Below are 24,792 nucleotides of genomic sequence, written 5' to 3'. Positions count from 1 at the left end.
CGAAAAGTGTGAAGCGGTTTTCGGACAAGATGCGCGCAAGCAAATGATTGGAGCGCCGATCTGATAAAGTCAGATCGAAAAGCGCTATTAGGGAGTAAACGACATGGCCAAGATAGGCTTCATCGGACTGGGGATCATGGGCACGCCGATGGCGCGTCATTTGCAGGATGCGGGACATCAGCTTTTCACCTCCCGGTTCAATCCTCCACCGCGTCAGGAGCTGATCGATAACGGTCTGCAAATTCTGGAAACGCCGAAGGCTGTTGCCGAAGAGTGCGACATCATCATCCTCATGCTTCCGGACACGCCGCAGGTGGCCGAAGTCATCTTCGGCGAGGGTGGAGCGATCGGTGGACTTGGCAAAGGCAAGCTGCTCATCGACATGAGCTCGATTTCCCCCATCGAGACGAAGGAATTCGCGAAAAAGGTCCGCGCAACCGGCGGTGAATATGTTGATGCGCCGGTTTCCGGCGGCGAAGTCGGTGCAAAGAATGCCAGCCTTTCCATTATGGCTGGCGGCTCGCAGGAATCGTTCGACCGCGCTCTGCCGCTCCTGAAGCTCATGGGCAAGAACATCACGCTCGTCGGTGATTGCGGCGATGGCCAGACCACCAAGGTTGCAAACCAGATCATCGTCGCGCTCAACATCGAGGCTGTTGCCGAAGCGCTGGTTTTCGCTTCCAAGGCGGGCGCGGACCCGGCAAAGGTGCGCGAAGCCCTGATGGGCGGTTTTGCATCGTCCCGCATTCTCGAAGTGCATGGCGAACGCATGATCAAGCGAACCTTCGATCCGGGCTTCCGCATCTCGCTGCACCAGAAGGATTTGAACCTTGCACTGCAAGGCGCAAAGGCGCTCGGTATTTCGCTGCCGAACACGGCCATGGCACAGGAACTGTTCAACTCCTGCGCGGCGCATGGCGACGATGGTCTCGACCACTCCGGTCTCGTGCGTGCACTTGAACGCATGGCAAACCACGAGGTAGCCTAACTCAGGGATTTGATTTCTCTGGAGGGAGAGGGTGGAGCTGGCTGCTTGGAGGAAGTGGCCGGCTCCATTGATTTTATATGCGTGGCACGAAATAGTGCCGTCAAACGATAATCAAGGCCGGGAATCTCATGACAGCCATCGCCGATCCGAAGAAATTTCTGACCAGCCTTTTTGATGCCGCTGTTGCGGCCGCCGATCCTGAACTTGTGATCCGTGCCAATCTTCCGGCCAGGCCGAAGGGGCGCACGATTGTCATCGGTGCGGGCAAGGGTTCGGCGCAGATGGCGGCGGCTTTCGAGCGCGCCTGGGCCGAAAAACACGATGCTCCGCTGGAAGGGGTCGTGGTCACACGTTACGGCTATGGCGCGCCCTGCGAGCGTATCGAGATCATAGAGGCCGCACATCCGGTTCCCGATGAAGCGGGGCTCGCCGCCTCGAAGCGGCTGTTCGATGCCGTGTCGAACCTGACGGAAGATGATCTCGTGGTGGCGCTTGTTTCCGGTGGTGGGTCTGCCTTGCTGCCGTCGCCGCCGGAAGGGCTGACGCTTGAGGACGAAATCGCCGTCAACAAGGTGTTGCTCGCATCCGGCGCGCCGATTTCGGCCATGAATGCGGTCCGCAAGCATCTGTCGATGATCAAGGGCGGCAGACTGGCAGCAGCGGCGCATCCGGCAAAGGTTTTCTCGCTGGTCGTCTCGGACATTCCGGGCGACAATCCGGCCTTCGTGGCTTCCGGCCCAACTGTGCCGGACGAGACAAACCGCGATGAGGCTTTGAAGATCATCGAACGCTATCGGCTCGATCTGCCAGAAGCGGTGCTTGCCCACATCAAGAGCGAGAAGGCTCATGCGCCGAAGCCGGATGACAAGGTTTTTGCAGGCAATGAAGTGCGCGTCATTGCGTCGGCTGCCGTTTCGCTGGAAGCGGCGGTGAAGGAAGCTGCGCGTCACGGCGTCGAAGCTGTGATCCTGTCCGATGCGATGGAAGGTGAGGCGCGGGAAGTGGCGCATGTTCATGCGGCGATAGCCCGCGAAGTGGCCGACCGTGACCGCCCGTTCAAGAAGCCGGTCGTCATTCTGTCAGGCGGTGAAACGACCGTCACCATTCGCGGCAAGGGCGGTAAAGGCGGGCGCAACAGCGAATTCCTGCTGTCTTTCGCGCTTGATATTGATGGCTATGACAATATTCATGCACTGGCCGCCGACACGGACGGCATCGACGGTTCGGAAGACAATGCGGGCGCTTATGCCGATGGTTCCACTGTTTCGCGTCTGCAAAAAGCGGGCGAGGATGGCGCGGCGCGGCTCAACGCCAATGATGCCTGGACGGCATTCGACGCCGTTGGTGATCTGTTCATACCGGGGCCTACCGGCACGAATGTTAATGATCTACGCGCGATTTTGATAACGGGCTAGTTTCGTCATCAAGGAGAATGCGGTTCGCCGCTCCGTCCAGATCGTCGTACTGGCCGTTTTTCAACGACCAGAGAAAGGCGACAAGGCCGAGCAAGCCTAGAAACAGCGCGATGGGAATGAGAAAGAGAAGTCCGCTCATTTATGCGCTTCCTTGATGATAGCAACAGGCGCGATAGTCTTTTGCGTCTGTTGCTTTTGTTTTCCGGCCCGCAACCGCAATGCATTGCTGACCACCACGATGGACGACAGTGACATTGAAAGTGCCGCCACCAGCGGGGTGACATAGCCGAAAATCGCAATCGGGACGGCTATGATATTATAGCCGATGGAAAGCGCAAAGTTTTGGCTAATCAAGTGTCCCGCTTCCTTCGATACGGCAAAGGCTAGCGGCACTGCCGACAGGCTTTCACGCAGGAAGACGAAATCCGCAGCATTGCGGCCAATATCGGCTGCCGTCGCGGGGGCCATGGAAACATGGGCGGCGACAAGGGCCGGAGCATCGTTCAATCCGTCGCCGACCATCAAAACCTTGCTGCCTTCGTTCGACAGCTTCTGCACCAGCTCCGACTTGTCGGCAGGCAGCACTTCGGCTTTAAAATTATCGACGCCGAGATAGCCCGCAAGCTTTTGCACGGCGGGCAGCCTGTCACCGGAAATGATGCCAAGCTTCAGGCCGTTGCGCTTCAGTGTGGCGATGGCTCCGGCAGCGTCTTCGCGTGGCTGGTCCTCAAAGCGGAAGATTTCAACCAGCTTGCCATCAATGGAAAGACAGGTTTCAGGGCCATCAGCATGAGGCATGGCAGCGTTATTGTCCGCCCAATCCCGTTTGCCAAGCCGATAGATGGAACCGTTCAGTTCTGCTTCGATGCCGGCGCCCGGTACTTCCGCGATATGGGTAAAGGCCGTCATCGGTTTTGCACCTGAGAACAGCGCAAGCGCCCGCGACAGCGGATGGCGCGAATAAAGCGACAGCTCGGCTGCGACCTCCAGATTGCGGGGATTAATCGCATCGGCATTGATCAGTCTCGGCTGACCGAGCGTCAGAGTGCCGGTCTTGTCGAAAATGGCGGTGTCGATCTCGGCCATACGCTCCATGGCGGAGCCATCTTTGATCATGATGCCATTTTCAAACAGGCGTCTGGCCGCAACCACCTGCACAATCGGCACTGCAAGGGCAAGCGCGCAAGGGCAGGTGATGATGAGGGTGCAGATCGCGATATAGATCGAGCGATACCAGTCGCCGCCCGTGTAGACCATCCAGCCGACAAAGGCCGCAAAGGCGATGGTGTGGACCATCGGCACATAGAGTTCGGAAGCGCGGTCGGCAAGACGACGGTAATAGGCGCGTCCACCTTCGGCGACATCCATCAGTCGCACCATTTCAGCGAGGAAGGAATCCTTGGCTTCCGCCGTCGCGCGGATGATAAGCGGAGTGGAGAGATTGAGCGTGCCCGCGCGAATATCCGAGCCGGGGCCGACGGGAACCGCATCGCTTTCACCTGATGCAATGGCGCAATCAAGTTCCGAACGGCCTTCTTCTACTTTCGCATCGACAGGTACTCGTTCACCTGCCGCAAGAATGATGCGCATTCCGGGGCGGATTTCGTTGACCGGCAGGTAATTGCGTTCATCATTCTCGCCGATCACCACGGCGCCGCGGCTGCCGAGCTGTGCCAGTCCGCGCACGGCCGAGCGTGCACGGGCGCGCATCATGTAGTCGAGCGTGCGACCGATCAGCAGGAAGAACAGCAATGTCACCGATGCATCGAAATAGGCGTGCTGGCCATGATGCAGGGTTTCATAAACGCTCATGCCGAAGGCAAGCGTGATGGCGAGTGCAATCGGCACATCCATATTCACGCGCCGTGCGCGCAGCGCATTCCAGGCTGAAACATAGAAAATCCGGCCGGAATAGATCAGCGTCGGCAGGGCGATGAGGCCGGAAATCCAGTGAAACATGTCGCGGGTCGCAGCGTCCGCACCCGACCAGACGGCAACGGACAAAAGCATCACATTGCTGGAAGCAAAGGCCGCGACGCCAAGCGCGATCAGAAGCCGCGTGAAGGTCGGGTCCTTATCCTGCGCCATGTCGAAGATATGTGCTTCATAACCGAGCCTGCGCAGCGGATCGACAACATCGGGCGGCGTCTCGCCATCTTTCCAGCGCACAGTCACGCGGCGCGCTGTCAGGTTGACGCGGACATAGGCAACACCTGTGATCTTGCCGAGCGTCTCCTCGATATTCTTGATGCACAGACCACAATGAACGCCGGGAACCGACAGGTCGAGCTGGCGAAAGCCGTCTCCAAGCGCACGGCTTGCGACCTGCATTTCATCTGCCGAAACGGCCTGAACGACGGTCGCTATCTGTGCATTCTCGACGCAGCAGCTCATAATATCCTCCCGTCCTTCACCAGAACACGGATGATGTGGCGGTATGGGTCTTCAAGGCCGGCATCGGCATTCACTTCCATGATCCATGCACCCTCGCCAAGTTCCAGCGGGGCGGTCAGTATGCCAGGCTCACGAACCGTCAGTGTGACCTTGGTGTCGTGTTCATCGCCGACCGGGCGTTTGAACTCCACCGTACCGCCGGTCATGGCGACGGCCTTGCCGTCACGGTCGGCCAGTTGCCAGGTGAAGATGCCTTTTTCAAAAGCAGGCTTTGACTGCCATTGCAGGGCGGCCTGCTCCTTGCCGGTCTGGGCTTTGTCGTTGAACTCCTGGCTGGCGACATAGGTGTTCTGCACAACCAGCCCGCTCCAGCTATGGATGGCATTGTAAGCCATGGTCAGATTGACGGCGATAATGACACCGAAGAAAGCGACCATGATGCCCAGCATATGCCAGCCGGTAAACGTGCCTGAGGTTTTCGACTTGATCGACATTATCTGCCCTCCGGTGCCATGAACGTTGCCTTGTAGCGTGCGTGTTCCGCGCCGTTTGCGTCGCGCACTTCGATTTCATAGTCCTTGCGATGATCGGTTATCGCATCATGCGGCATGGTGACGAAGACGCGCAACGTCTTCAGACGGTCCGGTTCCACCGGCACGTCGTAATTGCCGTCTGTATCCGCTGTCTCATCCTGAACGGTCAGCGTTGCGCCCGGCAGGCCTTCGATGGAAAGGCGGAAGGTGCGCGGCGTCGGGATCATGTTGAGCAGCTTGACCGTATAACCGTTGCGGATCGAGCCGTCCGACAGAAGCACATATTGCGGCGTGCGATCGTGCAGCACGTTGATGCCGATGCGCTGGCGGGTTGAAAGCGAGATGACGAGGGTGAGGCCGATCAGCGCCCAGACCGCGAAGTAGAACATGCTGCGCGGACGCAACACCTTCTTCCACGACAGGTTCTGCACCTTGTCGGAGAAAGTGTTCGGCGCCTTATAGACGCGTGCGGGGTCGATGGGAGCGGTACCGTTATTGGTTGCAAGCGCCATGTTGAAGTCGTAGTCGGCCAGTGTCGCATAGGAGATGAGGCCGCGCGGCTTGTCGATCTTGTCCATCACGGAATTGCAGGCGTCTATGCACAGCGCACAGGTGATGCATTCCAATTGCTGCCCGTCGCGAATGTCGATCCCCATCGGGCACGCGGCGACACAGGCATTGCAATCCACGCAATCGCCCACGGTTTCGCCTGCGGCAATCGCCTTCTTGGAATGGCGTGAGCGTGGCTCGCCGCGCCAGTCATTATAGGTGACTGTGAGCGAATTTTCGTCCAGCATCGCGGCCTGAATACGCGGCCACGGGCACATATAGGTGCAGACCTGCTCGCGCATCAGTCCGCCGAAAATATAGGTGGTGGCGGTAAGGATGGCGACGGTGAAATAGGCGACGGGTGCGGCCTGACCGGTCACGAAATCCATGAGCAGCTTCGGCGCGTCGGCGAAATAGAAAATCCATGCGCCTCCGGTCAGGACACCGATGACGATCCAGATCGAGTGTTTGGCAACCCGCTTCCAGATCTTGTCGAAGGTCCATGGACCCTTGTCGAGCTTCATGCGCGCGTTGCGATCGCCTTCTATAGCGCGTTCGACAACCAGATAGAGATCGACCCAGACGGTCTGTGGGCAGGTATAGCCGCACCAGGCGCGGCCCGCGACGGAGGTGACGAGAAACAGACCAAGGCCCGCCATGATGAGCAGGCCCGCGACGTAGTAGAATTCCTGCGGCCAGATTTCGACGAAGAAGAAATAGAAGCGGCGGTTGGCAAGATCGATCAGCACCGCCTGATCGGGTGCATAGGGGCCGCGATTCCAGCGCAGCCAGGGCGTCAGATAGTAGATGCCCAGCGTAATGAGCATGACAATCCATTTGAAGCGCCGGAACTCGCCCTGCACGCGCTTCGGAAAAATCTTCACCCGCGCCGCATAAAGCGATTGGCGGGTCTTGGGGGAATTGACTGCCTGAACGTCAATGCGTTCGACATCGTCTGACATTTTTCGCTCCTTTGGAGCAGGGCAGTAGGGCAGTAAGGCAATAGGGCAGTATGTGATGGCCGCGATCAATACAGTCCCTAATTCCTTATTTTCCCTACTGCCTTACTCCCCTATTGCCTTACTGCCCTGTAGCTAGGCCTTGTGGCCTGGCTACTCGCCTCCGCCCAGCGAATGGACGAAGATGGCAAGCTGCTTGACGGTCGCATCGCCGAGGCGTGTTTCCCATGCGGGCATGACGCCATGCTTGGGATGCGACACCTGACGCACGATGGCGTCTTCGCCGGAACCGTAGAACCAGATGGCGTCTGTCAGGTTCGGCGCACCGAACTCACGCAGGCCCTTGGCATCCGCGCCATGGCAGACAGCACAGTTTTCGGCGAACACCTTCTTGCCTTCCGGCACCATTTTCGGATTGTGCGGCGTGCCGGAGAGGCTCACCACATAGGCTGCGACATCGCGGATCTGCTGTGGTTCCAGCACGTCGACAAAAGCCGGCATTTCGGAAACGCGGGTGTCGGCATCGTCCTTCGAGCGCACGCCATGACGGATGGTCGTCAGGATGTCGTCGATGGAGCCGCCCCACAACCAGTCGTCATCGTTGAGGTTTGGATAGCCGGGTGCGCCCTGTGCGCCAGAACCGTGGCACTGCACGCAGTTGACGCGGAAGGCAGCAGCGCCACCGGCAATCGCATATTGGCGCAGGTTTTCATCCGCCAGAATCTCGTGCACGTCCTTGGCCTTGATCTGGTCGATAATGCCCTGGCGCTCACTATCGATCCTCGCGGTTTCTTCCCAGAAAGCGCCACGGCTCGACCAGCCGAGCATGCCGCCGGTGGAGCTGGAAATCAGCGGCCAGGCCGGATAGGCGATGACATAGGCAATCGCCCAGAAAATGGTGGCGTAGAATGTCCACAGCCACCAGCGGGGCATCGGATTGTCGAGTTCCTTGATGCCGTCCCATTCGTGGCCGGTCGTCGCTACACCGGTGACATCGTCGATTTGCTTGTCAGTCATTTGCGTCATCCTTGAAAGGAATGTCCTTCGCGTGGTCGGCTATCTGCTTGCTGCCTGGCCGGAAGGCGTAGAAGACGACGAAGAGGAAAAAGAGCGCCATGCCGAGCAGACCCCAGCTATCGGCGAAAGTGCGCATGGTATTGTAATCCATCGCTAAATCTCCGCTTTATCTCGCTTTGGGGGACTGGTCGTAGGTCGAGAAGTCGACCAGCGTGCCGAGCATCTGAAGATAGGCGATGAGTGCGTCCATCTCCGAGATCATCTGCGGGTTGCCGTCGAAATCACCGATCTTGGCCTTGGGATAGCGGGCCTCAACACCGGAAGTATCGGCATCGGGCGTGGCCTGCGCCTTGAGATCGTCCAGCGCACTGTCGATCATTTCCTGGCTGTAGGGCACGCCGACCGCCACATTGGCCTTCAGATTGCCAGCAATATTGGAGGCATCCAGCGGGCGGTCCTTCAGGAAGGCATAGCTCGGCATGACCGATTCCGGCACCACGTCGCGCGGGCGGACAAGGTGCTGCACGTGCCATTCGTTCGAATAACGGCCACCGACGCGCGCAAGGTCAGGCCCCGTGCGCTTGGAACCCCATTGGAACGAATGATCGTACATGGATTCTGCGGCAAGGCTGTAGTGACCGTAGCGTTCCACCTCGTCGCGGAACGGGCGGATCATCTGGCTGTGGCAAAGGTAGCAGCCTTCACGCACATAGACGTCGCGGCCCGCAAGCTCCAGCGGCGAGTAGGGGCGCATGCCCTCCACTTTCTCGATGGTGTTCTCGAGATAGAAGAGCGGTGCGATTTCAACGATGCCGCCGACCGTGACCACGGCGAGCGATGCAATCAGCAGCAGCGTTGCGTTTTTCTCCAGCTTGGAGTGGTTCTTTAGTATCGACATAAATCACACGCTCCTTATTCGGCAGGCTGCATGGCGGTGCCAGTTGCAGGCTGCGCACCGCCCATCGGGGCTTCGTTGCGCAGATTGCCGCGAATGGTCTGATAGACGTTCCAGGCCATCACGAAGCCACCGGCGAGGTAGAGCACGCCGCCAAGCGTACGGATGACGTAGTATGGGAACATGGCGAGCACGGTTTCCGCGAAGGAATAGACGAGGAAGCCCTGATCGTCGTATTCGCGCCACATCAGGCCCTGCTGGATACCGGCAACCCACATGGCAGCCGCGTAGAGAACGATGCCGAGCGTCGCCAGCCAGAAGTGCCAGTTGACCATGCGGATCGAATAGAGCCGCTGGCGGTTCCACAGCTTCGGTGCAAGGTAATAGACGGCGGCAAACGAGATCATGCCGTTCCAGCCAAGCGCGCCCGCATGAACGTGACCGATGGTCCAGTCCGTATAGTGCGACAGCGAGTTGACGGCCTTGATCGAAAGCATCGGGCCTTCGAAGGTCGCCATGCCGTAGAAGGCGATAGCTGCAACCATCAGTCGGATGATCGGATCGGTGCGAACCTTGTCCCATGCGCCCGAAAGCGTCATCAGACCGTTGATCATGCCACCCCAGGATGGCATCCAGAGCATGATCGAGAAGACCATGCCGAGCGTCTGCGCCCAATCGGGAACAGCGGTGTAATGCAGATGGTGCGGACCGGCCCAGATATAGAGGAAGATGATCGACCAGAAGTGCACGATCGACAGGCGGTAGGAATAGATCGGACGCTCTGCCTGCTTCGGTACGAAATAGTACATCATGGCCAGGAACGGCACCGTCAGGAAGAAGGCAACGGCGTTATGGCCATACCACCACTGCGTCACCGCATCCTGAACGCCGGAGAAAGCCGAATAGCTCTTCACGCCGAGGAAAGAGACCGGGATCGCCAGATTGTTGATGATGTGCAACATGGCGATGGTGATGATGAAGGACAGGTAGAACCAGTTCGCCACATAGATATGCGGCTCTTTGCGCTTCAGGATCGTGCCGAGGAAGACGACCAGATAGGCGACCCAGACGATGGTGAGCCAGATGTCGACATACCATTCCGGTTCGGCATATTCACGGCTCTGGGTGATGCCGAGCAGATAGCCGGTTGCAGCCATGACGATGAAGAGCTGATAGCCCCAGAACACGAACCATGCGAGGTCGCCGCCGATGAGACGGGCGCGGCAGGTGCGCTGCACGACATAGAATGACGATGCAATAAGCGCATTGCCGCCGAATGCGAAGATCACCGCAGAGGTGTGCAGCGGACGCAGGCGGCCGAAATTCAGATAGGGTTCCAGATTGAGATCGGGAAAGGCGAGCTGCGCGGCGATAACCACACCGACCAGAAAACCGGTCACCCCCCAGAAAACCGTTGCGATGACACCGTAGCGGATCGGACCATCCATATAAGTGGATTGATCGACCTTTTTCGGCGTCAGGCCGTAATCGGCATTTCGCATCAGAAGAATGGTGAAGATGGCCAGTGTAGCGAACAGAATCCACATATGGGTTCTGAACAGCTCATCATGGGAAAATCCGGCCAGAAGCACGGCAAAAAGTGCTCCCAGACCGGAAAGGACTGTTCCAGCGGCGTAGTTCATGAAATCCCCTCGCAGCGCATGACAAGAGCCACCTCGGATGAGGCAGCAATAGCGATAGGTTCCCTATCTGCGCTCTGGATGCAAGTGTCATTGATCTAAATCAAAGACAGCTGCTAAAAGGCCCGAAAATAGGGGAGATCGGCGCTCAGGATTCGTCGTCAACCCGCTCAAGCTGGATCATGATGTCGACCTTCCTGATCGTGTATCCAGCAGGCGGTGCGGGAAGTGGGCCGATGCTTATCGATTCAGACGGAATATCGATGACGCGGTCTTCTGCAGCGATATAGAAATGCGTGTGATCGCCGGTATCGGTGTCGAAATAGGTCCGTTCGCCATTAAGGGATATCTTGCGGACCAGGCCCGCTTCGGCAAACTGGTTCAGCGTATTGTAGACAGTTGCCACCGAGAGCAGTTCTCCCGCCAGCCGTGCCTCTTCATAAAGCAGGTCCGGCGTCACATGCCTATGTTCGTCCCAAAACAGCAATTGACCCAATGCCAGGCGCTGGCGCGTCGGGCGAAGGCCTGCTTGCTTGAGGATCGATCTGACCTTTTGAACAAGCTGCTCTCGGGAACTTTTGCCTTGTCCTGCAGGGTCCGGTTTGAACAGCATGCTCGGCCTCAGTGGTCCTGTCTGGTGGGATAGCTCGCGTCAAAACCATGCTTTGCTATAGACAGTCGAAGCCGCCGCGGTTTCAGACGGATGAAAAGCCTGTCACGGCGAAGGTCATAGGGCTCGAACCAGTTACGTCTCGAAAGAAAAGCCATTATCATTTTATATTGCAAATGATTTGCAGTTGCAAATTAAAGCAAGAGGGTCGTAAGTCAACGGCGATAATGCGAGACGCGGTATTATGTTATCCGATAATCATGCCCGGCACGACAATCGAGGCGCTTAGTCCGCCTTGCGGACGATTGGATAGATGCAGCTCGCCGCTCATCCGCTCAGCTGCCATTTTCACGATTGCGAGGCCAAGGCCGCTGCCGGTTTCGTTGCGATGTGTGCCGCGAAAGAAACGCTCGGTCACGTGCGGCATTTCGCTTTCGGGAATGCCGGGGCCGTCATCTTCGACGATGAGCCTGACCTTGCCCGCTTCGGCTTCTGTCCGGCAGCGTACGGTGCCATCCCTGGGCGAGTGATTGACGGCATTTTCGATCAGATTGCGTGCCGCAAGCGTGAAGAGATGCGGGAAGGGCAGTTGCACCATAGGCATGGTTTCCGGCAGTTCGATGGAAACTCCGCGCTGGGCTGCAAGCATCCGCATATCGGTGGAAACCGCGACCAGAAGCTGGCATGCCGGTTCAAAAGTCGGCGTTTCAGGCTCGTCGCCGGTCTCGAGCGCGGCGAGATCGAGAAGCTGGTTGACGAGGCGGCTGGTGCGGTCAACACCCGCCGCGATCTGGCGCACCGCATTGGCGCGCATTTTCTCGTCCTTTGCGCCTTCGGCAATTTGCGCCTGCGTCTTCAGTCCGGCGAGCGGCGTCTTCAGTTCATGCGCGGCAAAGATCGCAAAGTTGCGCTCGCGTTCGCGCGCCTCCTCGACACGATGGAAAAGCCCGTTCAGCGCGGTGACGGCAGGCGCGATCTCCTTGGGCAGGTTCTGTTCGGGCAGTGGCCGCAAATCCTCCGCCTGCCGCTTGGAAAGCACGGAGGCAAGACGGCTCAGCGGATCGAGGCCGCGCCGCACGCACAGCCAGATCATGAGCGCCAGAACAGGCAGCATCAGCAGGGCTGGCAGAACAAGACCCGTCACCACATTCTGCACCAGCCTTTCGCGAACGCTCAGGCTGTCGCCGACCATGACACGCAGGCCGAGCTGGGTATTCTCCACCGCGAACACACGCCAGCGGTCGCCCGCGACTTCCGTATCGGAAAACCCGTTCGCGACATTGGTGAGCCGCACGCCCGGCGCGCTTTCGGAGCGTCCGACCAGCCTGCCGTCAAGCGCCCATATCTGGCAGAACAACTGCCGGTCATAGAGCGGAAAATCCGGCATCGGCTTCAGCGACAATTGCCCGCCATCTCCTTCCGGCCCCACCTCAACGCGATGCTCGGTCAGAAGCGAATTGACCATGCGTGCGGCCTCCATCAGGCGCGCATCGAGCACTTTTTCAAGCTGTGACTGGGTGCTGATGTGAATCCACACCACTGCGAAAAGCCAGACAATACAGGTAACGCCGATGAGGATACCGGTGAGGCGGCTGCGAATGGAATTCATGCGTTTGCCCCCGCCAGACGGTAGCCGACACCGCGCACCGTTTCGATATAATCGGAACCGAGTTTCGAGCGCAGGTGGTGGATATGCACTTCCACCGCGTTGCTTTCCACTTCCTCCTGCCAGCCATAAAGCGCTTCTTCCAGCGAGGATTTGGAGAAGGTGGCGGTCGGCCGTTCCATCAAGGCGCGCAGGATCGAGAATTCGCGTCGCGTCAGCCTGACGGGTTCTCCATTGAAGCGCACCGACATTTCCGCCGGGTCCAGTTCGACGCCACGCCATTCAAGCAGGGCATTTGCACGCCCGGCACCGCGTCGGGCGACGGCACGCACGCGGGCTGCAAGCTCGTGCAGATCGAAGGGCTTGCCGACATAATCATCGGCACCTGCATCAAGGCCGGCAATGCGCTCGGGCACCTGATCACGGGCAGTCAGCAGCAGCACAGGGGTCTCGTCGCGACCGCGCCGCATCGTCTTGAGGATGTCGAGACCCGAACCATCGGGCAGCATGAGATCAAGTACCACGGCGTTGTAATTCTGGGCGGCAAGGGCTGCTTCCGCATCACCGCAATTGGACACGGCATCCACAGTGAAACCGGCAAGCCCCAACCCTACGGTTAGTCCGTCGAGGAGGATCGTGTCGTCTTCTACCACGAGTATGCGCATGAGTTCCTGTTTCCGCCTTTATTGACAATTAGAAGCACGCGGGCTTTTCACCGCGCCAGCTTAAGGCTGCCTTAAGGTGGCGGGGACATTCGCTTCTTGCAACATGATAAATTTGCCCCGAATCGAATTTATGCGGAAAATCGTAATGCGTTTCTTTGCGAGCCTTGTCGGCTTAATCATCAGTTTGTTTCTTGCGCTCGGCCCGGCATTGGCAGCGAACCCGCTGCCGGTCGATCAGGCTTTCCGCCTGAGTGTGCTGAAGGATACGGATGGCCGTCTCGTGCTCAACTGGCAGATCGCGGATGGTTACTATCTTTATCGCGATCACATAGAAGCGAAGGACGGGCAGGGAAATGCGCTTGCTGTCGACACGCAACCCGGCATGCCCAAGGACGATCCGAATTTCGGGCGGCTTGAAGTCTATTATACCCATGCCACGGCAAGCGTAAAAGCAGATGCGCAGCCGCTGGCGCTGACCTATCAGGGCTGTCAGGAGGACGGCATCTGCTACCGTCCGGAAACCAGAACCGTCGATCCGGTCACGCTCGCCATATCGAGCGAAATGGGGCAGAAGGCCAAGGCGCTGACGCAGGCATCGGTATTTGCACCGGCTGACGTACAACCCGTGGAGCAGAATACGGCGTTCGCTCTGGCACCCGAAAAGGGCATGGTCGAAGGACTGCTCGATCAGGGCGGCACCGGGCTGGTCATCGCGGCATTTCTGGCTTTCGGCGTTCTGCTTGCTTTCACGCCTTGCGTTTTTCCAATCTATCCCATCCTTGCCGGAACACTGGCACGCGAAGGTGAGAAACTGACGGCAAAGCGCGGCTTTGTGCTTTCAGCCGTCTATGTTGTCAGTCTGGCACTGGGTTTTGCCGTGGTGGGCGCAATTGCAGGCTGGTCGGGGCAGAACCTGCAGATGGTGCTGCAATCGAAATGGACCGCGCTCGTACTGGCCGGAATATTCACGCTTCTGGCGCTCTCCATGTTCGGCCTGTTCCAGATCCAGCTTCCAAATTCATGGGTCAGCGCGGTTTCCTCGCGGACTGGTCCCCATGGCCAGCAGCGGACAGGTTCCAAGCGATCAGCTGCCATTCTCGGCTTCTCGTCCGTGCTGATCGTCGGCCCTTGCGTGACGGCACCTCTCGCAGGCGCGCTGCTCTATATCGCGCAGACGGCCAATGTCGCGCTGGGCGCTTCCGCGCTCTTTGCGCTTGGCATCGGCAAGGGATTGCCGCTCATTGCTTTCGCCACGCTTGGCGCGGGTACGTTTCCGCGTGCAGGCGCATGGATGGAAACGGTGAAGCAGATTTTCGGCTTCGGTTTTCTGGCGACCGCAATCTTCATGGCCGCTCCGCTTCTGCCGCCCGGCGTGGACATGGTGCTATGGGCGCTCCTGCTTTTCGGGGCTGCAAGTTTCGCGTTTCTCAAGGTTCCGGGGCGCAGCGTTGTCGCGCGAACAATCGGCACGGCAGCTTTCGTTTACGGTGTCATTTTGATGCTTGGCGTGGCTTCGGGCGGAAAAGACCCGTTGCAACCGCTGGCCGCATTCGCTAACCGTGGCGGCAACCAGAATCTGGCCGCGCTGCAATTTGCGCCGGTCGAGACTGTTTCTTCCCTTCAGGAGAAACTTGTTGAAGCGCGCGGCGACAAGCCGACGCTTATCTATTTCACGGCGGACTGGTGCGTAAGCTGTTCCACCGTTGAGCGCCGGGTTTTACCCGACGCAAGCGTGAAGAAGGCGCTGGGTGGCTATCAGCTCATCAAGGCGGATATTTCGCAGCTCACCAGCGGCAATGCCGATCTTATGGCAAAGCTTGGTGTGGCGGGGCCACCGACGATGATCTTCTTTGATCGCATCAGCAAGGAACCGGAGGGGACAAGACTGGTGGGCGATGTCACAACCGCCTCTATCGAACGTTCGGTCGGCCTTGTGAGCGACGGCCGGAAACAATGATCAATGTATTGAAACGGCCGGGGGCTTTGAAATTGACTGTATCTGATGAAAAGCGGGGTGCGCGGGCATCCCTGATGCGGATCGCGCTTGTGGCCTGTCTGCCTTTTGTTGCCGCAGCATGCACGACGGCATCCGCGGATCGGCCGATTGCCGTCACCATGCCGCAGGCTGTTGCCTTCACGCCAGAGCCTGTTGCCGTTGAACCAGCCAGAGAACAGGTTGGCGAACCGGCACCAGAAGTGCAGACGGTAAAGAGTGAATATGAGACCATGTATGGCGCGGTGAACGACCGCGGCAATCTCATTCCCGCACTTGATGTCAGCAAGATTGCGGATCGTAACCTGCGCCGGGAAGTCGATTATGTCACGACGGAACCGGTCGGGACCATCGTGGTCGATCCCTATGCGCGCTATCTCTACCTCGTGCAGCCGGGCGGCAAGGCGATCCGCTATTCGGTGGGGGTCGGTCGCGCCGGACTGACCTTCTCAGGGGATGCCAAGGTTGCCTACAAATCGCAGTGGCCGCGCTGGACGCCGACCGCCAACATGATCAAGCGCAATCCGGACCATTACGCAAAATACGCGAAAGGCCTTGAGGGCGGCATCCGTAATCCGCTCGGTGCCCGCGCGCTCTATCTCTATCGCGATGGCAAGGATACGCTTTACCGCATTCACGGCACCAACGAGCCCTGGTCCGTCGGCAAGGCTGCGTCGTCTGGCTGCATACGTCTCTACAATCAGGACATCCTCGATCTCTACAAGCGCGCTACCGCCGGTGCGCGTGTCGTCGTGTTGGATAAATCCCAGTCGGGCAAAGGAGCAAGCTCATGATGAACCGTCGTCAGATACTGGCCGCAACGGCAGCCGGTGCCGCAACGATTGCGATCTCAGGCGGCGACAGCCTTGCGCAGCGCGTGCCGACGGTTGCGGAAGTGCTTTACGACAAGGAAATTCCGGTTCTGGGCAACCCGAACGGCAATGTGACCATCGTGGAGTATTTCGATTACCAATGCCCTTACTGCAAGAAGGGGCATGGCGAGCTGATGCGCGTGGTCAAGAATGACGGCAATGTTCGCCTTGTTATGAAGGACTGGATCATCTTCGGCGACACGTCGGCTTATGCCGCACGTCTCGTCCTGGCTGCAGAAAAGTCCGGCAATTATGTGAAGGCCATGGAAGCGTTGATGGCAACGCCGGGTCGTCTCACGCCGGAACAGGTGGATGCGGCACTGAAGAAGGGCGGGCTCGATCCGGCAAAGCTCAATGCAGCCTATAAAGCCGATTCAAAGCGCATCAATGCCATTCTGGAACGCAATATGGATCAGGGTGAAGCCTTCAATTTCGGCGGCACACCCTCCTTCGTCATCGGTACCAAGCTTTATGGCGGCGTCATGAAGGAGCCGGAACTGATCGAAGCGATCAAGGAAGCGCGAAAGTCTTGAGCTGATACCAGTAATGAAAGGGCGGAGTAAAACTCCGCCCTTTCTGATTCAAAACGGATAATGCTGCGGGCCTTCGATGGTGATCCAGCGCAGATCGGTAAATTCGTTGATGACGGCCTTTCCGCCGAAACGGCCATAGCCGGAAGATTTCACGCCGCCGAAAGGCATTTGCGCTTCGTCAGCAACCGTCGGGCCGTTGATATGACAGATGCCGGTTTCAAGCTTTTTCGAAAGCGCCAGCGCCCGTTTCACATCCTGACTGAAGATCGCCAACGAGAGGCCATATTCGGTGTCGTTTGCCACGCGGATTGCCTCGTCGGCATCCTTGACGCGGATGACGGGTTTTACTGGCCCGAAGGATTCCTGCTTATAGATATCCATATCCGACGTCACGTGATCGATGATCGTCGCCTCGACGATTGAACCTTCGCGCTTGCCACCTGCCAGAACCTTGCCACCTTTCGCCACCGCATCCTTGATGAGCGCGTCCATACGCTCAGCCGATTTGAGGTCGACCAGCGAACCCAAAACGACATTGCCGCGCGGATCACCGGCAGGCAGGGATTTTGCCTTGGCGGCAAGCTTTTCTGCAAAGGCATCAGCCACCTTCTCATGCACGATGAAGCGCTCCGTAGACATGCAGATCTGGCCCTGATTCATGAAAGCGCCAAAAGCCGCGGCATCGACTGCCTGGTCGAGATCGGCATCTTCCAGCACGATGAAGGGCGCCTTGCCGCCCAGTTCCAGCAGCACAGGCTTCAGATGTTCTGCGGCCTGTTTGGCGATGATCTTGCCAACATGGGTGGAGCCGGTGAAATTGATGCGGCGGATGGACGGATGGGCAACAAGGGCCGCGACGATTTCCGGCGCGTCCTCCGGCGCGTTGGAGATGACATTGACCACGCCCGCCGGAAAACCTGCATCGTTGAGTGTCCTGACGATCAGGTGATGAACGCCGGGGCAGGATTCGGACGAACGCAGGATAACCGTGTTGCCGCAAGCAAGTGCTGCTGCAATAGCGCGCACGCCGAGAATGATCGGTGCATTCCATGGCGCCATGCCAAGCACCACGCCAACCGGCTGGCGCACGGCCATGGAAACGATGCCGGGTTTGTCAGAAGGGATGATCTCGCCGGTGATCTGCGTGGTGAGCGCTGCGGCTTCGCGCAGCACTCCGGCGCCAAGGTGGACGTTGAAGCCCGACCATGGGGCCGTTGCACCGGTCTCTTCGAGCATGAGACGGGTGAATTCATCGGCCCGGCTTTCCATCAGGTCAGCCGCCTTGTTCAGCAGAGAACGACGCTCGTTCGGTCCCGTTTCAGACCAGCTTTCAAAGGCTTTCGCGGCAGATAGTGCAACCGCATCGACATCGGCGATGTTGGCCGCTGGCGCGGTGGTGGCGACTTTTCCGGTGACCGGGTCCTTACGCTCGAAGGTCTTGCCCGATGCGGATGCAATTTCCTTACCGTCGATGATGAAGCCGATTGTCGTCATGGTCTTCTCCCTGTTTACCTTTCATATCATGGTATAAAAGCTGAAAGCTTGCATGATCCTTATTTGTGAACAGACTGTGCAACGGCACTGTTTCGAATTTGAAAGCAAGCAGCGGAGTGTAGCTTCGAGGCGGTGGCATTAGCCTTCCTTCATGCTCATATTGAAGGAATACGGACATGAACCTTATGACCATGAAGACCCACGACCCTGACGAAAATCGCTGGCAGAAGGTACTCGACCGCGATAAGGCGTCGGACGGTGCATTTGTCTATGCGGTGCGCACGACAGGCGTCTATTGTCGTCCATCATGCCCCTCGCGGCGTGGAAAGCGCGAAAACGTGCAATTCTTCGAGGGTTGCGAGGATGCGGAACGCGCCGGTTTCCGGCCATGCATGCGCTGCAAGCCGCATCTCTCCGAGACATTGGCGACGCAGAACAGCACCCGTTATGCCGATATGGTCGCTAGCGCCTGCCGCTTTATAGAGACGGCGGAAGAGGTGCCTTCGCTTGAAGAAATAGCGGCTTTCGTGAAGGCGAGCCCGGCCCATTTTCATCGTGTATTCAAGGAGTTAACAGGGCTGACCCCGAAAGCCTATGCCGATGCGCATCGTGCGAAGAAGATGCGGGAGGCGCTTGATGCACCGGAAATCCGCGTAACCGAAGCCATCTATGATGCCGGTTACAATTCCAGCAGCCGCTTTTATGAGGCTTCGGACAGGATTTTGGGAATGACTCCAAAGGCTTACAAGCAGGGCGGCAAGAATGCGGAGATTCGCTTCGCCATCGGCCAGTCGACGCTCGGGGCGGTGCTGGTGGCTGCAAGCGACAAGGGTGTCTGCGCTATTCTGATGGGCGATGACCCGGAAGAACTGATCCGCGATCTGGAAAAGCGGTTTCCGCAGGCCAATCTCATCGGTGCAGACCGTGAGTTCGAGGACATGGTGGCCGAAGTTGTCGGTTTCGTAGAAGCGCCGCGCATCGGTCTCGACCTGCCGCTCGATCTGCAAGGAACCGCATTCCAGCAACGCGTCTGGCAGGCTTTGCGCGAAATTCCGGCAGGAAAAACAGTGAGTTACACTGAAATTGCCGAACGTATCGGCGCGCCGAAATCGGTGCGTGCAGTGGCACAGGCCTGTGCGGCCAACAAGATCGCTGTCGCGGTTCCGTGCCATCGGGTCGTGCGCAATGATGGTGGCATCTCCGGCTATCGCTGGGGCGTCGAGCGCAAACGCGATCTCCTGAAGCGGGAGAGCCAGACATGAACAAAAATGAACCCTTACAGGCGGGAAATATCCCTGCCTACGACTGGCAAGAAATCGGCGCCGAACTGGATGAGTTCGGCGCCACAATCCTCAAAAACATCATTTCGCCACAAGAGTGCCACGAATTAGCCGCCGGTTACTACAATTTGGCCGCATTTCGAACCGTTATTTCGATGCGAAAACACGGTTTTGGGCGCGGAGAATACAAATATTACGCAAATCCCATTCCTGCCTTAATTTGGAATCTGCGCCAGAAGCTCTATCCGCAGCTTGCGCCCATCGCCAATCGATGGAGTGAGAGACTGGGATCGGATGTCCGCTTCCCCCCGACCCATGACGAATTTCTGGACCGGTGCCACGCAGCAGGGCAGACCCGTCCGACACCGCTCATCCTGCAATATGTCGAGGGTGACTATAATTGCCTGCATCAGGATATTTACGGCGATATCGCATTTCCCTTGCAGGTGGCGATTTTGCTTTCCGAGCCGGAGAAGGATTTTACAGGCGGGGAATTCGTTTTGACCGAACAACGTCCCCGGATGCAGAGCCGGGCGGAAGTCGTGCCGCTCCGGCAAGGCGACGGCGTGGTTTTCGCGGTCAATGACCGTCCAATGCAGGGCACGCGCGGCGATTATCGCGTCAAGATGCGGCATGGTGTCAGCCGTATCCGTTCCGGCCAGCGGCATACGCTGGGCATAATCTTTCACGATTCCAGATAAAGCATGTCTCCCAAAAGTGGGAACCGCCTTCGCGGGGAAATCAGTCCACTGGACTGATTTCTGATCCCGCTACGATGGGATAAAGACATGCGTGAAAACAAAAGCTTAAAGCGTGTTCCCTGAGTATAGTGAGATGCAACACGTTTTAAAGGTTGAAACCGGTGTTTCGATAGCCTTTGATCGCGGCTAGAACATGATTCCGAAAAGTGGGAACCGGTTTTCGGATAAAATCATGCTCGAACAAAAGTTTAGAGCGGGATAATGGTTCAACTTGAAAACATCACGCTCTAATCGATCAAAGGAGTCGGATATGAGCGTGACCATCTACGGTATCAAGAACTGCGACACCATGAAGAAGGCGCGCACCTGGCTTGAAGGCCATGGCATCGACTATGCGTTTCACGATTACAAGAAGGAAGGGCTCGACGGCGAAACGCTGGACCGCTTCCTGAAAGATATTGCGTGGGAACAGTTGCTCAACCGGGCCGGAACGACGTTTCGCAAACTGCCCGAGGAAGAACGCCAGAATGTCGATGCCGCCAAGGCGCGGGCGCTGATGCTGGCACAGCCTTCCATGGTCAAGCGTCCGGTTCTCGACAAGGATGGAAAACTGACGGTCGGTTTCAAGCCGGACCAGTACGAAAACTTCTTCAAGCCTTGAGGCGGGAAAACGCTGCCATAGATAGCTGCCGATAAGCTGATGGAGAAATCGATGCGGCAGCGCGCAAATAAGGTTGTCCAGCAATGGTCTGCGAGCTGGCGCGATTCCCTCATCGCTTCCTTCGCAGGCGGTGTCGCATGGTTGATCTGCCAACTGGCTCTGGGGCAGCCAAAACCCGTCTTTGCCATGGTCACGGCCGTGATCTGCCTGGCACCGAACCTGCCCAACCATGGCAAGCAGGCGATAGGGGTGATGGTCGGCGTCACGACCGGTGTTCTGGTCGGCGAGCTTTCTCTGCTCTTGCCGGAAACCGTCCCGGTCTTCCACACAAGCATAGTGACCTTCGTTGCCATGGTTCTGGCGACCTCTTTCGGCATGGCTCCGGCAATTGCTATCCAGTCGGGCGTTTCGGCGATTCTGGTTCTCGCCATGGGGCCGCAGGTTGCAGGTGTGACGCGGTTGATCGACGTTCTGGTCGGTGCCGGTGTGGGCTTGCTGTTCAGCCAGATATTGATGACGCCAAGCCCGGTACTTCTGATCGACAGGGCTGTTCGCGGCTTGCTCGACCGTCTCGCAAACGGGCTCAAGCAATCGGCTGTAGCACTCGAAAAACAGGATCCCGTGCGGGCACAAAGCGCGATCAATCAGTTCACATCCGCCCACCGGGCGGTGATCGCGCTTGGCGACGGTATCGCATTGGCGCGCAGCAATGCCCGCTGGTCGCTGCGCGGGCGGCTGGTGGCGCGTGAGGTTACGGAAATGGCGGGCCGGTACGACCGGCGCGGCATCCGTCTTTACGCATCGGCGCTGCTGTTCGGGGAGGCGCTGGGCAATGCACTGCGAAAGAAGGAGGCGCCGCCGCCGCTCTGGCTGACGGAAGCCTTGCAGGTGGTCATTGCCAATTGCGAGCTTGAGGAAGGGCAGGAGCCAAGCCGGATTCCTCCCATGCCAAAGGATATTCCCTTCGGCTGGCGTGATTGCGCGCACCGGCTATCGTCGGTTCAGGACACGCTTTTGCATTTCCTGCATTCCGATATTCCGGACAGTCTTCCCGTGCCCAAACGGCAGCAAAAGCAGGACGAAGCCGCAGCTTGACGATTTTCAGAGAAGCGACCGCACGTGATGCGCCAGTTCATCCGCCGCTCGTCGGGCAAGCTTGGGGTGGTTCTGCCAGTCGTCAAAAACTGCACCACGATAGGCCGCCTGCCCAAGCGCAAGGGCAGAGGCGGTTTCGGATGAAACCAGCGACAGGGCCCATGCGGCAGCTGCATCTTTCGGGGTAAAATTTCCAGTTTCGAGCGTGTACCACATGCGCGCAAGCGTCAGCAGCACATTGCGCTCGTCACCCTGAAGATTGCCAAGCAGGCCGGGCAAGGCGTCAGCAATTGCCCGTCGCACATCGTCAAGCGGCACCGGTGGCAGAAGGTGTTCCCGCGCCGGGCCCACGAGGCTTACGGCCTCCTGACCGGCTTGCGCGAGCACCAATGTGTATTCTGGATCAGTGTGCGGTTGCGGCACGGTTCCGGCCTCGAACTCGTCGCGCAACCATTCTCCATAGATGAATGCACAGCGCGCGGGATAGCTGAGTGCGGTGAGATCCTGTCCTAGAAAAATCATCACTTCCAGACATCTGGGCGTGCCGGGTTTGGCCGGATGCCGACCTGATATCTGCATAAGCTTGCCGACGAGACGCGCGCCGGTTTCCAATGTGAGAGGCTGGTTGCTGACCACCAGCAGATCGACGTCGCTATTGGGGCGAAGTCCGCCATTTACGGCAGAGCCGTGCAGATACACGGCCTGCAAAGATTGCCCCAGACTTTCCCGCAAAACGGTCAGAGCCTTTGTCGCTTCGTCAGGTATTGACAGATCGCCGCTCGTCACCATCGATTTATAATATAACTTTCAGATGTGCGCAGCTGGTGATCAACAACGCCGTCCATCGGGAGTGTTTTCCTTTTAGACGTTTCCCTCTTTTTTCAATACTTCTGCCGCATCCCAGGCGCCTCTTGCACCTGCATCGCCTTTTCGAAACATGATTACTGTGACACCGACATTTGCCGTAGGGGCATATACAGGCATTGCTGATCCTGAACTATTATAGCTTCCATATGTGGAACTCCCATATGTGTTTGCGGAAAACGTACCGTTGTTCCAGCTATTAACGCCAACTAACTGTCTGCCTTGCGAGGTGCTGGCCTGCTCAAGGCGGAAATGAGTGTAACCTCTATTCAGCGTTGCTTGAGCTGCACGTTTCATTGTAATGCGCCCCGCTGAGCCAGCAAATAGTGCGCCAGATGCTTGTGTATCCAGGCGCACCACGTTGGGTGCGAGCGGCATTTCATTGGTAGTTGCACATGCGGAAAGCGCTACGGCACACGCGGTTAAAAGAATCAAATTTTTCATACTAAGCCCCCCAAAAAACTAACTACGGAGTAACAGCTGCTTAGCTAGTTTTCAATTCATTTGGGAGGCTGTGATCCCAGCTATTCTCGGAGGTTTCACGAGGGTACCTTTTGCGAAGAACTAGATAGTCTCTTTAACGGTTTTAGATCACGCCGGAGAGACTTCCCGCCGTTCCAGAATGCGGTCGATCAAGCCCCATTCGAGGCCTGCTTCAGCAGTCATGAAATTATCGCGGTCGAGCGCGCGTTCCACCTCTTCATAGGTGCGACCGCAATGTTCGGCATAAAGACGCGTCATCAGCCGCTTGGTTCGTTGCGCTTCCTCTGCATGGATGAAGATGTCCGATGCCTGCCCCTGAAATCCGCCGGAAGGCTGGTGAACAAGCAGGTTTGCGTTGGGAAGGGCAGCGCGATGACCGGGCTCACCGGCCATCAGCAGGAAGGAGCCCATCGAGCGGGCCGTCCCCATGCAAAGCGTGTGCACGGGCGCACGGACATAGCGCATCGTGTCATAGATCGCGAGGCCGCTGGTCACAACGCCGCCCGGCGAATTGATATAGAGATTGATCGGCTGTTTGGAATTTTCCGCTTCCAGAAACAGCAATTGCGCGCAGATAAGTGCGGACACGGTGTCGTTCACTTCGCCATTGAGAAAGATGATCCGTTCGCGCAGCAGGCGTGAATAGATATCGAATGATCTTTCGCCACGGCTCGACTGTTCCACGACCATAGGGACGAGTTGCATCGTTTCGCGCATCGGCGAACTCCTCTCTTCCAGAAATTTGGTGTGTTAGAGCATGTCTCCCGAAAGTCGGAACCGGTTTCGGGATAAAGACATGCGTAAAAACAAATAGATAGAGCGGTTCCAGCGGCCCTGTTTTCTGAAAACGCTTTAGGCGGTCAGGCTGCGCGCATCATCGGCGCCCGGTTGTTGTTGGCGGCAACTGCCGTAGTGCGCTTCAGACGCGTGTCGTTCAGCTCATGGATGACGCGCAGAAAGGTGCCGCCGGAAATGCCCGGTACAATGCGGAACGTGACCATACTTTCCAGAAAGGGCGGTTCGCTTTCCCGCATCCGGTAGCTTATTTCCTCACCGGGCTTGCAGGATGCAGGCTCCGGATCGGCCAAAGCCTCGGATGGAAGCCAGTTTTCGCGAAACTCCGGAATGCTGATTGCGCGCCAAACTTTCTGCGGCGTGGCATCCAGCTCATATTCAAGCTTGATGCCATTTTCGCGTGGTTCTTCCTGCCGGTCGGTCATTGGTCCATATCCTTCAGCAAGGTTTTGAGAGCGTCGATACGTTCCGGCCAGTAGGCGCGATATTTCGCAAGCCAGTTCGCGATGAGCGTCAGTCCGTGCGGGTCGACCTCGTAATTGACGAAGCGTCCCTCACGTTCCTCACGCACCAGTCCTGCACCGCGCAACACCGCCAGATGCTGTGACATGGCAGGCTGGCTGATCTCCATGCCTTCGCGTAGCGCACTGGCATTCATGCTGCCCGATGCCAGCTTCTCGAAAATCATCCGGCGGGTCGGGTCGGCAAGTGCCCTGAATACATCGTTGAATATATCGTTCTCATTCATGT

26 protein-coding genes are annotated in these 24,792 nt (G+C 57.9%); 9 read left to right on the top strand and 17 right to left on the bottom strand.

Translation table 11 applies throughout. The features are described from left to right. The first annotated feature begins 103 nt into the window (after nt 1-103). Nucleotides 104-988 carry a 2-hydroxy-3-oxopropionate reductase gene (gene glxR / locus MKS82_RS07710; RefSeq protein ID WP_109986081.1) on the top strand — a complete coding sequence of 295 codons (885 nt, stop codon included), beginning with the start codon at nt 104-106 and terminating at the stop codon, nt 986-988. Nucleotides 989-1,116: 128 nt separating this feature from the next. Beyond that, complete coding sequence (locus MKS82_RS07705) at nt 1,117-2,403, top strand: glycerate kinase type-2 family protein (RefSeq protein WP_109986082.1); 1,287 nt, start codon at nt 1,117-1,119, stop codon at nt 2,401-2,403. Here the strand turns inward: MKS82_RS07705 and ccoS are convergent. From ccoS to MKS82_RS07650, 11 genes are all read right to left on the bottom strand, one after another. Next, entirely contained in the window at nt 2,369-2,542 is a 174-nt protein-coding gene (ccoS, locus tag MKS82_RS07700) for a cbb3-type cytochrome oxidase assembly protein CcoS (RefSeq protein ID WP_061345049.1), read from the bottom strand. The two genes, MKS82_RS07705 and ccoS, sit on opposite strands and share 35 nt — an antisense overlap. Beyond that, nucleotides 2,539-4,797: a cation-translocating P-type ATPase gene (locus MKS82_RS07695; protein ID WP_109986083.1), complete on the bottom strand. Its 2,259-nt coding sequence runs from the start codon at nt 4,795-4,797 to the stop codon at nt 2,539-2,541. Before MKS82_RS07695 ends, ccoS begins: the two co-directional genes overlap by 4 nt. Continuing rightward, nucleotides 4,794-5,291, bottom strand: coding sequence for a FixH family protein (locus MKS82_RS07690; protein WP_109986084.1), 498 nt, complete (start codon nt 5,289-5,291; stop codon nt 4,794-4,796). The genes MKS82_RS07695 and MKS82_RS07690 overlap by 4 nt, the downstream gene beginning before the upstream one ends. Further along, nucleotides 5,291-6,841, bottom strand: a complete 1,551-nt coding sequence (gene ccoG / locus MKS82_RS07685) for a cytochrome c oxidase accessory protein CcoG (RefSeq protein ID WP_109986085.1) — start codon at nt 6,839-6,841, stop codon at nt 5,291-5,293. The genes MKS82_RS07690 and ccoG overlap by 1 nt, the downstream gene beginning before the upstream one ends. A 150-nt stretch (nt 6,842-6,991) precedes the next feature. Further along, nucleotides 6,992-7,855: a cytochrome-c oxidase, cbb3-type subunit III gene (gene ccoP, locus MKS82_RS07680; RefSeq protein WP_109986086.1), complete on the bottom strand. Its 864-nt coding sequence runs from the start codon at nt 7,853-7,855 to the stop codon at nt 6,992-6,994. Beyond that, on the bottom strand, nt 7,848-8,006 hold the full coding sequence (locus MKS82_RS07675) for a CcoQ/FixQ family Cbb3-type cytochrome c oxidase assembly chaperone (protein WP_010658290.1): 159 nt from the start codon (nt 8,004-8,006) through the stop codon (nt 7,848-7,850). The genes ccoP and MKS82_RS07675 overlap by 8 nt, the downstream gene beginning before the upstream one ends. 15 nt (nt 8,007-8,021) lie before the next feature. Next, complete coding sequence (ccoO, locus tag MKS82_RS07670) at nt 8,022-8,753, bottom strand: cytochrome-c oxidase, cbb3-type subunit II (RefSeq protein WP_109986087.1); 732 nt, start codon at nt 8,751-8,753, stop codon at nt 8,022-8,024. A 14-nt stretch (nt 8,754-8,767) separates the two neighbouring features. After that, on the bottom strand, nt 8,768-10,393 hold the full coding sequence (gene ccoN, locus MKS82_RS07665; protein WP_109986088.1) for a cytochrome-c oxidase, cbb3-type subunit I: 1,626 nt from the start codon (nt 10,391-10,393) through the stop codon (nt 8,768-8,770). Between the two features lie 145 nt (nt 10,394-10,538). Beyond that, on the bottom strand, nt 10,539-11,003 hold the full coding sequence (irrA, locus tag MKS82_RS07660; RefSeq protein WP_109986089.1) for an iron response transcriptional regulator IrrA: 465 nt from the start codon (nt 11,001-11,003) through the stop codon (nt 10,539-10,541). 244 nt (nt 11,004-11,247) lie between these two features. Next, nucleotides 11,248-12,609, bottom strand: coding sequence for an ATP-binding protein (locus MKS82_RS07655; protein ID WP_109986090.1), 1,362 nt, complete (start codon nt 12,607-12,609; stop codon nt 11,248-11,250). Next, on the bottom strand, nt 12,606-13,271 hold the full coding sequence (locus MKS82_RS07650) for a response regulator (protein WP_109986091.1): 666 nt from the start codon (nt 13,269-13,271) through the stop codon (nt 12,606-12,608). Before MKS82_RS07650 ends, MKS82_RS07655 begins: the two co-directional genes overlap by 4 nt. Before the next feature lie 145 nt (nt 13,272-13,416). On the opposite strand from MKS82_RS07650, the gene dsbD reads away from it, so the two are divergent. The 3 genes from dsbD to MKS82_RS07635 all read left to right on the top strand — a co-directional run bounded on the left by dsbD (nt 13,417) and on the right by MKS82_RS07635 (nt 16,669). Next, on the top strand, nt 13,417-15,228 hold the full coding sequence (gene dsbD / locus MKS82_RS07645; protein ID WP_176037150.1) for a protein-disulfide reductase DsbD: 1,812 nt from the start codon (nt 13,417-13,419) through the stop codon (nt 15,226-15,228). 74 nt (nt 15,229-15,302) lie between these two features. Continuing rightward, nucleotides 15,303-16,058, top strand: a complete 756-nt coding sequence (locus MKS82_RS07640; protein WP_176037288.1) for a L,D-transpeptidase family protein — start codon at nt 15,303-15,305, stop codon at nt 16,056-16,058. After that, nucleotides 16,055-16,669, top strand: a complete 615-nt coding sequence (locus MKS82_RS07635; RefSeq protein WP_176037151.1) for a DsbA family protein — start codon at nt 16,055-16,057, stop codon at nt 16,667-16,669. The genes MKS82_RS07640 and MKS82_RS07635 overlap by 4 nt, the downstream gene beginning before the upstream one ends. Before the next feature lie 48 nt (nt 16,670-16,717). Here the strand turns inward: MKS82_RS07635 and MKS82_RS07630 are convergent, their stop codons facing one another. Next, nucleotides 16,718-18,163 carry an aldehyde dehydrogenase gene (locus MKS82_RS07630; protein ID WP_176037152.1) on the bottom strand — a complete coding sequence of 482 codons (1,446 nt, stop codon included), beginning with the start codon at nt 18,161-18,163 and terminating at the stop codon, nt 16,718-16,720. Between the two features lie 176 nt (nt 18,164-18,339). On the opposite strand from MKS82_RS07630, the gene ada reads away from it, so the two are divergent. The 4 genes from ada (at nt 18,340) to MKS82_RS07610 (ending at nt 21,900) form a co-directional block, all read left to right on the top strand. Further along, the gene (gene ada / locus MKS82_RS07625) at nt 18,340-19,425 is read left to right on the top strand and encodes a bifunctional DNA-binding transcriptional regulator/O6-methylguanine-DNA methyltransferase Ada (protein ID WP_176037153.1); all 1,086 of its coding nucleotides are present in this window, start codon (nt 18,340-18,342) and stop codon (nt 19,423-19,425) included. Then, entirely contained in the window at nt 19,422-20,144 is a 723-nt protein-coding gene (locus tag MKS82_RS07620; protein WP_176037154.1) for a 2OG-Fe(II) oxygenase, read from the top strand. The genes ada and MKS82_RS07620 overlap by 4 nt, the downstream gene beginning before the upstream one ends. Nucleotides 20,145-20,454: 310 nt before the next feature. Next, nucleotides 20,455-20,805 (top strand): ArsC family reductase, encoded by a 351-nt coding sequence (locus MKS82_RS07615; RefSeq protein WP_109986098.1) that lies wholly within the window; start codon nt 20,455-20,457, stop codon nt 20,803-20,805. A 51-nt stretch (nt 20,806-20,856) separates the two neighbouring features. Continuing rightward, nucleotides 20,857-21,900, top strand: coding sequence for an FUSC family protein (locus tag MKS82_RS07610; RefSeq protein ID WP_176037155.1), 1,044 nt, complete (start codon nt 20,857-20,859; stop codon nt 21,898-21,900). A gap of 6 nt (nt 21,901-21,906) precedes the next feature. Here MKS82_RS07610 and ant(9)-Ic read toward each other — a convergent pair whose 3' ends face one another. The 5 genes from ant(9)-Ic to MKS82_RS07585 all read right to left on the bottom strand — a co-directional run bounded on the left by ant(9)-Ic (nt 21,907) and on the right by MKS82_RS07585 (nt 24,790). Then, entirely contained in the window at nt 21,907-22,689 is a 783-nt protein-coding gene (ant(9)-Ic, locus tag MKS82_RS07605) for an aminoglycoside nucleotidyltransferase ANT(9)-Ic (RefSeq protein WP_176037156.1), read from the bottom strand. Between the two features lie 72 nt (nt 22,690-22,761). Continuing rightward, nucleotides 22,762-23,208, bottom strand: coding sequence for a hypothetical protein (locus MKS82_RS07600; RefSeq protein WP_109986100.1), 447 nt, complete (start codon nt 23,206-23,208; stop codon nt 22,762-22,764). 147 nt (nt 23,209-23,355) lie between these two features. After that, entirely contained in the window at nt 23,356-23,964 is a 609-nt protein-coding gene (locus tag MKS82_RS07595; protein ID WP_109986101.1) for an ATP-dependent Clp protease proteolytic subunit, read from the bottom strand. A 143-nt stretch (nt 23,965-24,107) separates the two neighbouring features. Further along, the gene (locus tag MKS82_RS07590; protein WP_109986102.1) at nt 24,108-24,467 is read right to left on the bottom strand and encodes an SRPBCC family protein; all 360 of its coding nucleotides are present in this window, start codon (nt 24,465-24,467) and stop codon (nt 24,108-24,110) included. Beyond that, nucleotides 24,464-24,790, bottom strand: coding sequence for an ArsR/SmtB family transcription factor (locus tag MKS82_RS07585; protein ID WP_176037157.1), 327 nt, complete (start codon nt 24,788-24,790; stop codon nt 24,464-24,466). Before MKS82_RS07585 ends, MKS82_RS07590 begins: the two co-directional genes overlap by 4 nt. Nucleotides 24,791-24,792: the final 2 nt, after the last annotated feature.

This window comes from Ochrobactrum sp. A-1 (genome assembly GCF_022488005.1).
GTDB lineage: Bacteria > Pseudomonadota > Alphaproteobacteria > Rhizobiales > Rhizobiaceae > Brucella.
Note: the sequence above shows the minus strand (reverse complement) of the source record. Positions and strands in the feature narration are given on the sequence as shown.